The sequence below is a fragment of the Dactylosporangium sp. McL0621 genome, assembly GCF_049995355.1.
Lineage (GTDB): Bacteria > Actinomycetota > Actinomycetes > Mycobacteriales > Micromonosporaceae > Dactylosporangium.
The window spans coordinates 1,426,424-1,438,133 of record NZ_CP188259.1 but is presented as its reverse complement, the minus strand read 5'-3'; the positions used below and the strand labels follow the sequence as shown (position 1 = coordinate 1,438,133).

14 protein-coding genes are annotated in these 11,710 nt (G+C 73.3%); 4 read left to right on the top strand and 10 right to left on the bottom strand.

Annotated elements, in window-relative coordinates:
• Positions 1 to 109: 109 nt before the first annotated feature.
• Entirely contained in the window at positions 110 to 1,576 is a 1,467-nt protein-coding gene (locus ACPPVO_RS06610; RefSeq protein WP_426510368.1) for a multicopper oxidase family protein, read from the bottom strand.
• A 142-nt stretch (positions 1,577 to 1,718) separates the two neighbouring features.
• Between ACPPVO_RS06610 and ACPPVO_RS06605 the strand changes: the two genes are divergently transcribed.
• Entirely contained in the window at positions 1,719 to 2,384 is a 666-nt protein-coding gene (locus ACPPVO_RS06605) for a permease prefix domain 1-containing protein (protein WP_426510367.1), read from the top strand.
• Here the strand turns inward: ACPPVO_RS06605 and yidD are convergent.
• Both yidD and ACPPVO_RS06595 read right to left on the bottom strand, forming a co-directional pair.
• Positions 2,381 to 2,803, bottom strand: a complete 423-nt coding sequence (gene yidD / locus ACPPVO_RS06600) for a membrane protein insertion efficiency factor YidD (protein WP_426510366.1) — start codon at positions 2,801 to 2,803, stop codon at positions 2,381 to 2,383. The two genes, ACPPVO_RS06605 and yidD, sit on opposite strands and share 4 nt — an antisense overlap.
• A 32-nt stretch (positions 2,804 to 2,835) precedes the next feature.
• Complete coding sequence (locus tag ACPPVO_RS06595) at positions 2,836 to 3,408, bottom strand: TetR/AcrR family transcriptional regulator (protein ID WP_426510365.1); 573 nt, start codon at positions 3,406 to 3,408, stop codon at positions 2,836 to 2,838.
• A 111-nt stretch (positions 3,409 to 3,519) separates the two neighbouring features.
• On the opposite strand from ACPPVO_RS06595, the gene ACPPVO_RS06590 reads away from it, so the two are divergent.
• Positions 3,520 to 4,950, top strand: coding sequence for an MFS transporter (locus tag ACPPVO_RS06590; RefSeq protein ID WP_426510363.1), 1,431 nt, complete (start codon positions 3,520 to 3,522; stop codon positions 4,948 to 4,950).
• 82 nt (positions 4,951 to 5,032) lie between these two features.
• Here the strand turns inward: ACPPVO_RS06590 and ACPPVO_RS06585 are convergent, their stop codons facing one another.
• Positions 5,033 to 5,461 (bottom strand): hypothetical protein, encoded by a 429-nt coding sequence (locus ACPPVO_RS06585; RefSeq protein WP_426510362.1) that lies wholly within the window; start codon positions 5,459 to 5,461, stop codon positions 5,033 to 5,035.
• A gap of 134 nt (positions 5,462 to 5,595) precedes the next feature.
• On the opposite strand from ACPPVO_RS06585, the gene ACPPVO_RS06580 reads away from it, so the two are divergent.
• Positions 5,596 to 6,135 carry a DUF4240 domain-containing protein gene (locus ACPPVO_RS06580; protein WP_426510361.1) on the top strand — a complete coding sequence of 180 codons (540 nt, stop codon included), beginning with the start codon at positions 5,596 to 5,598 and terminating at the stop codon, positions 6,133 to 6,135.
• Here ACPPVO_RS06580 and ACPPVO_RS06575 read toward each other — a convergent pair.
• The 6 genes from ACPPVO_RS06575 to ACPPVO_RS06550 are packed head-to-tail and all read right to left on the bottom strand — an operon-like array spanning position 6,125 to position 10,423.
• Positions 6,125 to 6,805 carry an urease accessory protein UreD gene (locus ACPPVO_RS06575; RefSeq protein ID WP_426510360.1) on the bottom strand — a complete coding sequence of 227 codons (681 nt, stop codon included), beginning with the start codon at positions 6,803 to 6,805 and terminating at the stop codon, positions 6,125 to 6,127. The two genes, ACPPVO_RS06580 and ACPPVO_RS06575, sit on opposite strands and share 11 nt — an antisense overlap.
• Positions 6,802 to 7,476, bottom strand: coding sequence for an urease accessory protein UreG (ureG, locus tag ACPPVO_RS06570; protein WP_426510359.1), 675 nt, complete (start codon positions 7,474 to 7,476; stop codon positions 6,802 to 6,804). Before ureG ends, ACPPVO_RS06575 begins: the two co-directional genes overlap by 4 nt.
• Positions 7,466 to 8,119 (bottom strand): urease accessory protein UreF, encoded by a 654-nt coding sequence (locus ACPPVO_RS06565; protein ID WP_360380993.1) that lies wholly within the window; start codon positions 8,117 to 8,119, stop codon positions 7,466 to 7,468. Before ACPPVO_RS06565 ends, ureG begins: the two co-directional genes overlap by 11 nt.
• Positions 8,119 to 9,831 carry an urease subunit alpha gene (locus ACPPVO_RS06560; protein WP_426510358.1) on the bottom strand — a complete coding sequence of 571 codons (1,713 nt, stop codon included), beginning with the start codon at positions 9,829 to 9,831 and terminating at the stop codon, positions 8,119 to 8,121. The genes ACPPVO_RS06565 and ACPPVO_RS06560 overlap by 1 nt, the downstream gene beginning before the upstream one ends.
• Positions 9,828 to 10,124 carry an urease subunit beta gene (locus ACPPVO_RS06555; RefSeq protein WP_426510357.1) on the bottom strand — a complete coding sequence of 99 codons (297 nt, stop codon included), beginning with the start codon at positions 10,122 to 10,124 and terminating at the stop codon, positions 9,828 to 9,830. Before ACPPVO_RS06555 ends, ACPPVO_RS06560 begins: the two co-directional genes overlap by 4 nt.
• On the bottom strand, positions 10,121 to 10,423 hold the full coding sequence (locus ACPPVO_RS06550) for an urease subunit gamma (protein ID WP_426510355.1): 303 nt from the start codon (positions 10,421 to 10,423) through the stop codon (positions 10,121 to 10,123). Before ACPPVO_RS06550 ends, ACPPVO_RS06555 begins: the two co-directional genes overlap by 4 nt.
• A 182-nt stretch (positions 10,424 to 10,605) precedes the next feature.
• Between ACPPVO_RS06550 and ACPPVO_RS06545 the strand changes: the two genes are divergently transcribed.
• Entirely contained in the window at positions 10,606 to 11,556 is a 951-nt protein-coding gene (locus ACPPVO_RS06545) for an AAA family ATPase (RefSeq protein ID WP_426510354.1), read from the top strand.
• Positions 11,557 to 11,710: the final 154 nt, after the last annotated feature.

The following is an 11,710-nucleotide window of genomic DNA, read 5'->3' as shown; positions in this document are numbered from 1 at the left end:
CAGAGCGGTTCTCGTTGGTTTGTTGCCGGCGAACGGACGACACACGGGGACGACGGAACGCTTTGAGACGTGCCGGGCCCCGCGCCGCCACGGGGGGCCCGGCACCCTCTCACCCGTGCCCGAGCCGCGGCTGCTGGCCCCGCTCGACGACCACGAACTGGCCCATCATGCCCTCGTCCTCGTGCTTGAGAACGTGGCAGTGGAACATGTACGCGGTGGTCGGGTCGGCGTAGTCGGCGAACTTCGCGATCACCGAGTAGTGCTGGCGCGGCTCCAGGAAGATGGTGTCCTTCCAGCCCGACAGCTCCGGCGGCGGCGCCTGCCCGTCCACCTTCAGGACCTGGAACTGCACGTCGTGGATGTGGAAGCTGTGCGGGGTGCCGTGGCCGTTGGAGACGTTCCAGACCTCGACGGTGTCCTTGACGACCACCGCGTCGACCCGGCCCATGTCCATGCCCTCGCCGTTGATCTCCCGGCCCTGGAACTCGAAGGTGCGGGTCTGCTCGGCCTGGGCCGGGTCCAGGCGCGGGATCCGCACCAGGGTCTTCGGCAGCGTGGCCGGCGTGAGGGTCGCGGCGGCGCGCAGCTGGAGGATGTCGAAGGCGTCCTGCCCGCCGTTGAAGCGGCTCTCGAGGTCGCCCCCGAGCGCGCGGACGCTGCGCAGCGCCACCCGCTCCCCCGGCCGCAGCGCGACCACGATCTCGGCCCGCTCGCCGACGGAGAGCCGCACGTGGCCGGTCATGGCGGGCCGCTCGAGCAGGCCGCCGTCGGTGCCGACGAGCGCGAACGGGCGGCCGTCGGCGAGGGCGAAGTTGTAGATGCGCGCGGTCGAGGCGTTGACCAGCCGGAGGCGGACGAGCTCGGAGCGCACGTCGAGGTAGGCGCCGGGGGTGCCGTTGACGAGGATCTCGTCGCCGAGCACCCCGATGTCGCTGCCGAAGCGGCCGCTCATGCTCAGCTGGGCGCCGTCGAACTCCTTGTCCTGCACCAGGACCGGGATGTCGTCGACGCCGTAGTCGTGGGGCAGGGCGCGCTGCGCGGGCTCGTCGTCGTCGACGAGGAACAGCCCGGCGAGGCCGCGGTACACCTGGGTCTCGGTGCGCTCGCTCGGGTGGGGGTGGTACCACAGCGTCGCCGCCGGCTGGTCGACCGTCCACGCCGCCTGGAACGAGCCGCCGGACGGGATCGGGCGGTGCGGTCCGCCGTCCATCGCGGCCGGCAGGTGCATGCCGTGCCAGTGCACGGTGGTGGACTCGGCCAGGGCGTTGCGGACGTTGACCACGACCGGCTCGCCGCGGTGGGCGCGCAGCGTCGGGCCGAGATAGGCGCCGTTGTACCCCCACGTGCGGGTCGCGCCATGGCCGAAGTCGCTGTCGCCCGGCTCGGCGCGCAGGTCGAACACCCGCCGGCCCTGCGCGTCGACGGTCGAGGTCGCCAGGGGCGGCACCTTGAGCGGGTGCTCGAAGTCGGCGCGGACGTCGAGCGAGGGGCGGGCGAAGAAGTACACCAGCGCGGCGACCCCACCCCCGCACAGCACGAGCAGCAGGACCAGCCCGCCCAGCAGCCACTTGCGCACGTCATGTCTCCCTACATGTAGAACGGCTACATGTAGCGTCGCTGGTGCTGGGGGCGGGCCGCCAGACCCGAGGCCCGAACCCGGGGAAAGCTCAGGGAGAACCCGGACTGCTCCGCCCGCGCCCGGGCGGCATGCTGAGGTGGTGCTGACTGCCGGACCCATCGACGCCTACGTCGCGACGCTGCGCGGCGCCCTGCGCGGACCCCGCGCGGCCAAGGCGGACCTGGTCCAGGAGGCCCGCGACGGGCTGACCGACGCCGCCGAGCGGTACGAGGACGAGGGCCTGGACCGCCTGGCCGCCGAGCGCGCCGCGGTCGAGGAGTTCGGCCCGGTCGCCGCGCTCGCCCCCGACTACCAGCGCGAGCTGGCGCTGACCCAGGGCCGCCGGACCGCGGTCATCATCGGCGCCGCGGTCGCGGTGCAGGCGCTGGTCTCCGAGGTGGCCTGGCGGCGCGCGGCGGTGGCGTGGAACTGGCAGCCGGGCCGCGGCTACCAGATCCTGGCCCACACGGTCGACTACGCGACATACGCGGTGGTCCTCGGCGCCCTGCTGGCCGCGCTGGCGTGCGGGATCGGCAGCCGGTACGTCGACGTCGGCCGCGCGTTCGTGCGCGCCACCGGCATCGCCGCGATCGGCGTCGTGGCGTTCTTCATCGTCGGCGGCACGCTGCTGTCCGCGTTCAGCCCCACCTGGGGCCAGGAGAACACCGACGGGGCGACGAGCCTGAGCCTGGTTGCCTCCGCCGTCACGTTCGGGCTGCCGGCCTTGATGACGTACTCCGGCCTGCGCTGCGTCCGCGCCTCTTAGGGCACGGGGTCCACGGTGCCGCGCGGCGTCGACGGGTTGCAGCGGCGGATCCGCGCCGCGGTGAGCCGCGATCCCTCGACGAGCCCGTAGCGCCGCACGGCCTGCAGGCCGTACTCGCTGCACGAGGGCACCTGCCGGCATTTGATGGGCAGATGCGGGGACACGAATCGCTGGTACCCGCGGATCGCCGTCATCCCCGCCCGCCCGGGCCCGCTCGGGTCGCGCCGCGGCGCGCGCGACGGCGCGGAGACCGCCATGAGCGACAGCAGCGAGCCCAGCATGAACGGGCTGCAGTCACAGTCGCAGAAGTCGCAGTCCGGCAGGCAGTCGTTGTCCCGGCGGTTGCGGCGCCGCTGCTCCTGCATCCGGCGGTGCCGCCGCCGCGCCCGCCACATGCCGACGTACTCGCCCAAGCCCATGGCCGCGATTGTGACCACCGCCGCGGGGACGATCAAGGATTGGTCGCGGCTCCGACACCGAGCCCATCCATCAGGAGGCGCACGAACCGGTCGGCCCGCTCGTCGCCGGAGGGCTCCGGCTCGCACACCGTGCCCGCCCCGTGGCCCAGCCGCAGCAGGTCGGTGGGGTCGATGTCGGTGCGCACCACACCGGCCTCCCGGGCCCGGGCCAGGAGCGTGCCGACCGACCAGCGCAGCAGGTCGCGGCTGGAGATCATGAGCTGGTCGCCGTGGTCGTAGATCGCCTTGAGGGCGTCGGACAGCCCGCGGTACACCCGCAGATGCTCGATAAAGGCCCGCAGCCAGATGCCGAGGGCGGCGCGGGGGTCGGGCTCCTCGGCGAGCAGCCGGACGGCCTCGTCGCGCAGCCGGACGATCCGGTCGTGAAAGACCGCGTCCAGCAGGTGCTGGCGGGTCGGGAAGTGGCGGTAGAGGGTGCCGGGCCCGACGCCGGCGCGCTTGGCGATGTGGTCGAGGGAGGCCTCGGCGCCCTTCTCGGCGACGGCCTCGCTCGCCGCGGCCAGGATGCGCTCGTAGTTACGGCGCGCGTCGGCCCGCTGAGGCATACGTCCCCCTTGCTAAGTGGAGACAGTCTCCGTATGGTTCGAAGAGCGGAGACGGTCTCCACTTCAGTGTGACTCCGCCGGCCAATCTTGCCAAGAGCAGGGAGCTTCACCGTGCCCAGGCAACGCCTCGCCCTCGCACTCATCGTGTCGTGCCAGCTGCTGCTCGGCATCGACGCGACAATCGTCAACGTCGCGCTGCCGCGCATCTCGGCCGCGCTGCACTTCACCCCGGCCGGCCTGGCCTGGGTGCTCAACGCGTACACCATCGCCTTCGCCGGCCTGCTCATGCTCGGCGGGCGCCTCGGCGACGTGCTCGGCCGCCGCCGCGTCTTCGTCGCCGGCGTGCTCGTGTTCACCGCCGCCTCGCTCGCCGCCGCGCTGGCCCGCGACCCCGGGCAGCTGCTGGCCGCCCGCGCGGTGCAGGGCCTCGGCGCGGCGCTGGCCTCGCCCAGCACGCTCGCGCTCATCGCGAACACGTTCGCCGAGGGGCCGCAGCGCAACCGCGCGCTCGGGATCTCCTCGGCGGTGATCAGCGGCGGCGCGTCGCTGGGCCTCGTCCTCGGCGGGGTGGTGACCGCGGCCGTGAGCTGGCGCTGGGTGTTCCTGGTCAACGTGCCGATCGGGGCGGCGATCGCGCTGCTGGCCCGCCGGCGGCTGCCGGAGACGCCCCGGCACGCGGGCCGTTTCGACGTGCCCGGGGCCCTGGCGGTCACCGCGGGCATGCTCGGCATCGTGTACGCGTTGATCCGCGCCGCCACCGCCGGCTGGACCGACGCCCGGGTCGTCGCGGGGCTGGCCGGGGGCCTGGCCGCGCTCGCCGCGTTCGTGCTCGTCGAGAGGCGGGCCGCGGCGCCGGTCGTGCCGCTCGGGCTCTTCCGCGACCGGGCGCGCGCCTCGGGCTACGCCGCGCTGCTGCTCGTCGGACCCAGCATGATCGGCCCGTTCTTCTTCCTGACCACGTACCTGCAGCAGGTGCGCGGCCTCGGCCCGGTCGCGACCGGGCTGGCGTTCCTGCCGATGTCGCTGGGCCTGTTCACCGCCGCGCGCCTCGTCCCGCGGCTGCTGGGCCGCTTCGGGCCGCGCCGGGTGATCGGCAGCGCGCTGGCCGGGCTCATCGCCGCGCAGATGCTGCTGAGCCTGGTCGGGCCGGGCAGCCCGCTGGTCGCCGCGATCGCCCCGCTGGCCCTGGTCGGGCTGGGCGGCGGGCTGTCGTTCGTGCCGATCTACACGCTGATCCTGTCCCGCGTCGAGGGCTCCTCGGCCGGCGCCGCCTCCGGCGTGCTGCAGACGACGCAGTGGCTGGGCAGCTCGTTCGGGCTGGCGGTGCTGGTGGCGGCGGCGGGCCCGGCCGGCATGGGGCGGGCCTTCGTCGCGGCCGCGATCCTGGCCGCGGCCGCGCTGGTCCTGATGATCACGGCGCTGGGGGCCGCGAACGCGAAAACGCACCCGGATGGCCGACTTCGCGCGGGCGGCCGGGAATGTCCGGACAGTCCCGGACACCCGGACGAAGTCGAACAACCGAGTGCGTTGCGTGGCCGTTGATCGGCAGTGTGGTGGGGCGCCGGGTCGGCGGGGCTGATCCGCCGGCCCGGCCGTTGCCACACACCATGAGTTGGAGCTGGCCTTACTTGGCCGCGATCTCGCCCTGGCCACCGTCGGCGTGGTACTCGGTGCCCTCGGCGAACGCGGCGTCGAAGCGCTGCTGCAGGGCGTCGAGCTCGCCGAACTCGGCCTGGTGCGAGTCCTCGCTGCCCTCGGCGGCGAAGACGTGGTCGTCCTCGGACGCGGTGTGGTTGTAGTTGGTGTAGTCGTCCGACTCGGCGTGCACGACGCCCGGCTGGTCGAACTCCTGGTGGTGGCCCTGCGCGAAGTTCGTGGCCTCCGCCGCGTGGTGGTCGTTCTCGTACACGCCGAACTGGCTGTGCGCGTCGTGCTCCGAGCCGTGGGCCTGGTGCAGCTGGTCCAGGGCGCCGTGCTCCTGGCCGGCCTCGTAGTGGCCGTAGTCGACGTCGTTGCCGTCGTTGCCGCCGTCGTAGGTGTCGATGTCGCTCATGGTGCGCTCCCTCTGGGATGTGGTGTGGTTGGCCTTGCAAGAAGAACGTTACGGTCGCCGCCCACGTGCCGAATCCCGGAAACGTGCCACGCATGTTGGCCGGGGAGTGCGCCGGGATGAAAGACTTCGTGGCCGTGGACAGCGATACTTTCTGGTCGATCATCGACGGTGCCCGGTCCGCCGCCGGGGAGCGCGTCACGCCGGGCTTCGCCGGGCGGTTCACGGCCGCGCTGCGCATGCGCCTGGCCACCCTCGACAAGAGCGAGCTGCTGGACTTCGACGCCCACCGCACGCGGCTGCAGGCCCGGGCCAACTCCTCGGCCATGTGGGCGACCGGCCGGGTGGTGGCCCGCTACGCCGACGCGTTCGTCGACGGGCTCATCGCGCGCGGACGCGAGACCTACGAGCGCGCGGTCGCCGACCCGGACGCGCTCGCCGACGACCCGGTGCTGCGGGCCGTGGCCGCCGGGGACCTGGCCGCCCACGAGCTGGCCCCGCGCGAGGTCGAGGACCTCGCCGAGGAGCTCTACGGCGAGGAGGACGACTACCCGATGCTGCTGCGCGCCCGCACCGGCCAGGTCGCTCCGCTCGTCGAGGACGACTGGGACGACGAGGACGACGCCGCGGTCCGCAAGCACCTGCCAAAGATCGCCGCGCTGTTCCTCAAGGGGTAGTCAGCGGATCGGTGACCGCGCGGGTCTGCGCCAGGTCGTCGCCGAGCGCCGTCACCAGGCTGCCCCCGTTCGCCAGGGCCATGACCGCCGCGTCCGGGCCGGCCGGGGCGGTCACCTCCGCGGTCGTCAGCAGCGAGGCGAGGACGCGCGCGTCGCCGAGGAGGGCCGGCCCGCGGCCGGTGGTCACGTCGCTGCGGTACCAGGGCCGGCCTTCGCGGCGCGCGGCCGTGCTGAGCCGCAGCTCCCCGGCCTCCTCGCCGAAGCGGCCGAGGACCGCCTCCTCGCGCCAGACGAGGCGCGCCCCGGCGGCCAGCTCCACCGTGGAGACGTTGCGGTGCCGGCAGCGCGCGGCGGCCACGATCGGCTCCGGCAGAAAGACCAGGGTGCCGCCCGCCCCGACGGTCGCGTGCACGGCGAGGACCGACTCGGCCCCGGAGCGGCCGGGCAGGGCGATGGCGGCGGCGACGGTACCGATCCAGAGCTCCGCCCCCGGCCCGACCTCGATCTCCAGGCTCAGCTCGTCGCCGCCGAGCGGGCCCGCCGCGCCGCCGACGAGGTGCACCCGGGCCGGCCCCGTGCGCCGGGGCAGCAGCGGCGGCTCGCCCTTGAGCACGCGCAGCACCGTGCGGCCGCCCTCGCACTCGGCGACGATCCGGGCCGCGGCCTTCATGCCGTCGCTACCAGGCCCCGGATCCACTCCTGCACCGGCGCGGCCGCGCGGTCCTCGACCAGCGACAGGAACACCGTCGGCAGCTCGCCCCGGCGCGCGGCCGCGTCGCGGCGCATCACCCCGAGGTCGGCGCCGACCAGCGGGGCCAGGTCCGTCTTGTTGATCACGAGCAGGTCGGCGGACGTCACGCCCGGCCCGCCCTTGCGGGGCACCTTGTCGCCGCCGGCCACGTCGACCACGAAGATCTGCCGATCGACGAGGCCCCGGCTGAACGTGGCGGTGAGGTTGTCGCCGCCGCTCTCGACCAGGATCACGTCGAGCGGGCCGAGGCTCTCCTCCAGCTCCTCGATCGCGTCGAGGTTGGCCGAGATGTCGTCTCGGATCGCCGTGTGCGGGCAGCAGCCGGTCTCCACCGCGCGGATGCGCTCGGCCGGCAGGACGCCGTTGCGCAGCAGGAAGTCGGCGTCCTCGGTGGTGTAGATGTCGTTGGTCACCACAGCGATGCGCAGGTCACCGGACAGGCTGCGGCACAGGGCGGCGACGAGCGCCGTCTTCCCCGAGCCGACGGGGCCGCCGATGCCGATGCGCACGGCCCGGTTCGTCCGGGGCAGCGGGTGATGCGGGTCGTCATGCGGATGCGGGTGCGTGTGTTCGGCGTTCTCAGCTTGCAAAGAGCCTTACCTCCCATGCGGCGTGGTCCTCGGCGGAGACGTCGAGCAGCGGCCCCGAGGCCGCCGGCAGGTCCCCGATCGGGCCACGGGCGTGTGTCGCGGCCTCGCGGGCCACTTCGTCGCACGCGTCGCCGAGCTCGGCGAGGACGGCGTGGACGCGGTACGGGTCCAGCCCGAGCAGGCGGATCGCCGCGCTCGCCGGGCCGGAGATGGCGTGGTACGCGGCCATCAGCGCGGTCTCGCCGGGTCCGAGCCCGGCCGCGTGCGCGGCGACCCCGAACGCGACGGGCTGGGAGACCCGCGCGGCCGCCGCCCGGGTCACGTGCTCGCCGGGCCAGACCACGAGCGCGGCCCGGCACAGCGAGCGGCCCTGCCGGAGCGCGGCCCGGCGCAGTGCCGGTGACGGGGTACGCGCGGCCAGCTCCTCCTCGAGCTCCGCCATCGCCTCCGGGCGCGCGCAGGCCGCCGCCGCGAAGGCCGCCGCGACCAGACCCGCCGTTCGCAGCCGGCCGAGCAGGAACGCGCGCAGGCCGTCGAGGTCCGTCACACGCCCGCGCGCCACGGCGGTCTCGAGCCCGCCGGAGTGCGCGTGCCCGCCGGACGGGAACCGCCCGTCGGCCAGGATGAGCAGCTGGGTGTCCATCAGAACAGGAAGTACCGCTGCGCCATTGGCAGTTCCTCGACCGGGTCCGGTTCGACGACCTCGCCGTCGACCCGCACGGTGAAGGTGTCGGGCTCGACCTCGATGCGCGGCATGGCGTCGTTGCGGGGCAGGTCGGCCTTCCCGACCGAGCGCGTGTCCGCCACCGGGACGAGGCGCCGGCGCAGCCCCAGGCGGTCCGCCAGCCCGTCCTCGATCGCGGCCGGCGCGACGAACGCGAGGCTGGTCGCCGGCGCGGCCGCGCCGTAGGCCCCGAACATCGGGCGGGACAGGACCGGCTGCGGCGTGGGGATCGAGGCGTTCGCGTCGCCCATGGCGCCCCACGCGATCGCGCCGCCCTTGACCACGGCGTGCGGGCGGACCCCGAAGAACGCCGGGTCCCACAGCACCAGGTCGGCGAGCTTGCCGACCTCGACCGAGCCGACCTCGTGGGCGATGCCGGAGGCGACGGCCGGGCAGATGGTGTACTTCGCGACGTACCGCTTCACCCGCTCGTTGTCCGCGGGCCCGTCCCCGGCCAGGGCGCCCCGCCGCCGCTTCATCACGTGCGCGGTCTGCCACGTGCGCAGCACCACCTCGCCGGCCCGCCCCATCGCCTGGGAGTCCGAGCCGATGATCGAGATCGCGCCGAGGTCGTGCAGCAGGTCCTCGGCGGCCATCGTGGACGGCCGGATGCGGCTCTCCGCGAAGGCCAGGTCCTCGGGCACGGCCGGGTTCAGGTGGTGGCACACGATGAGCATGTCGAGGTGCTCGCTGAGCGTGTTGCGGGTGTACGGGCGGGTCGGGTTCGTCGAGGACGGCAGCACGTTCGGGTGCGCGGCGACCGTGATGATGTCGGGGGCGTGCCCGCCGCCGGCGCCCTCCGTGTGGTACGCGTGGATGCTGCGCCCGGCGATGGCCCGCAGGGTCTCCTCGACGAAGCCGGCCTCGTTGAGCGTGTCCGTGTGGATGTTCACCTGCACGCCCGAGGCGTCGGCGACCCGCAGGCAGGCGTCGATGGCGGCCGGGGTGGTACCCCAGTCCTCGTGCAGCTTGAAGCCCCCGGCCCCGCCCCGCAGCTGCTCCCACATCGCCTCCTCGGAGACGGTGTTGCCCTTGCCGAGCAGCAGCACGTTGATCGGCCAGGGGTCGAGCGCCTCGAGCATCCGGGCCAGGTGCCACGCGCCGGGCGTGACCGTCGTCGCCTTGCTGCCCTCGGCCGGCCCGGTGCCGCCGCCCACGATCGTGGTGACGCCGCTGGACAGGGCCTCCTCCAGCACCAGCGGGGCGATCAGGTGCACGTGGCAGTCGATGGCGCCGGCGGTCAGGATGCGCCCGTTGCCGGCGATGATCTCCGTGCCCGGCCCGATGACCAGCGCCGGGTGTACGCCGTCCATGATGTCGGGGTTGCCGGCCCGCCCGATGCCGACGATCCGCCCGTCGCGGAGGCCGACGTCGGCCTTCACCACGCCCCAGTGGTCGACGATTATCGCGCCGGTGATCACCGTGTCCGGGGTGCCCTCGGCGCGCGTGGCGCGGCCCTGGCCCATCGACTCGCGGATAACCTTGCCGCCGCCGAAGACCGCCTCGTCGCCGCCGGCGCAGTGGTCCTCCTCGACCTGGATGAACAGGTCGGTGTCGGCCAGGCGCACGCGGTCGCCCTTGGTGGGGCCGTAGAGGCTCGCGTACCGGCTCCGGTCGATTCGCTGGCTCATGACGCCCCGTTCCGCAGGCCCGGCACGATCCTTCTTCCGGCCAGGGGTACCAGCACGACCTCGCGGGCCACGCCGGGCTCGAACCGCACCGAGGTGCCCGCCGGCACGGCGAGCCGATGTCCCTGGGCGGCCTCCCGGTCGAAGTCGAGGGCGTCGTTGGCCGCGGCGAAGTGGTAGTGGGAGCCGACCTGCACCGGCCGGTCCCCCGTGTTGCGCACGGCCAGCGTCAGCTCGGGCCGCCCCTCGTTGATGACCACCGGCCCGTCGCCGGGGATCACCTCGCCGGGTATCACGGGATCGGGTGGTGAACGGTCACGAGCTTGGTGCCGTCCGGGAACGTCGCCTCCACCTGCACCTCCGCCAGCATCTCGGGCACGCCCTCCAGGACGTCGCCGCGGCCGAGGACGTGCCGCCCGGCCTCCATCAGGTCGACCACGGTGCGCCCGTCGCGCGCGCCCTCCAGCAGGAAGGCGGTGATGATCGCGACGGCCTCGGGATAGTTCAGCTTGAGCCCGCGGTCCTTACGGCGTTGCGCCACGTCGGCGGCGACGTGGATCAGCAGGCGCTCCTGCTCGTGGCGGGTGAGGAACAACGGGGGACCTCCGTTGCGGCGGTGGTGGCCGGATGTTTCCACTCCGATGTTTCCGCCGGATTACCACCCTGCGCAGCCCATCCGGGTGAATCCGTTGCGCCCGCCCTGGGTAGCACGAGAAAAAGGCACTGCAACGGGCCCGTGTTAGGCTCGCGACGCCTCACTACCTGGAGAGTTTGCGCATGAGCAATCACCGGTCGGTCGTCATCAACGGAGACCTCGGCAGCGGCAAGTCCACCGTCTCCGTCGAGCTGGCGAGCCGGCTCGGGCTGCGCCGCATCAGCGTGGGCGACATGTACCGGGAGATGGCCCAGCGCCGCGGCATGACCGCGCTCCAGCTCAACCTCCACGCCGAGCTGGACGACGCCATCGACAGCGCCGTGGACAGCCTGCAGACCGAGATCGCCCAGTCGGGTGAGCAGCTCATCGTCGACAGCCGGCTGGCCTGGTTCTTCTTCCACGAGGCGTTCAAGGTCCACCTCATCACGGAGCCGAACGAGGCCGCCCGGCGCGTGCTGGCCCGCCCGCACTCCGAGGTGGAGAACTACGCCTCGCTGGACGAGGCCAAGCGCAACCTGCACAGCCGCAGCGAGAGCGAGCGGATGCGGTTCCTGACGCGGTACGGCGCGGACAAGTACCGCCTGCGCAACTACGACCTCGTCGCCGACAGCACCCGCGCCACGCCGGACCAGGTCGTCTCGGCCGTGCAGGCCGCCTTCGAGGGCCGCCTGGGCACCGACATCCTGCGCGAGCGCCCGCCGCTGCTGCTGCTCGACCCGATGCGCATCTACCCCACGCGCGAGATCGACTTCGCGGACCAGACGCTGGCCCAGGAGCTGGCCGGCGCCGCTCCCTCGGACCTCGAGCCGCTGACCATCGGCCACAGCGGCCAGGAGTACTACGTGATCGACGGCCACCGCCGCCTCAGCGCCGCGGTGCAGAACGGTTTGCACCTGGTGCCGGGGAGCCTGCTCGCGGAGAGCGAGGAGTCGGTGACGAATCGTTTGAGCGCGAACGACTACTACCGCGCGCATGTGACCGCGGCGGTGGTGGAGGCTTGGGAGCGGGTCCACAAGATGGAGCTTCCGGTGCCGGCCCACAATCCGCCTGAGGTGCACGCGGGCAAGCAGTAGGCGGCTTCGCTTTGACACAACGGCGGCCCGGCGGGTCGCCGTTGTGCTGTTTCTTTGCCGGCCCGCAGGTCACTGACGTTCGCTGGCGTTCGCTGCTGGTTGCCGATAAGTCCGACGCTCCGCGATCGGACTTATCGGATTTATACCCCGTCAG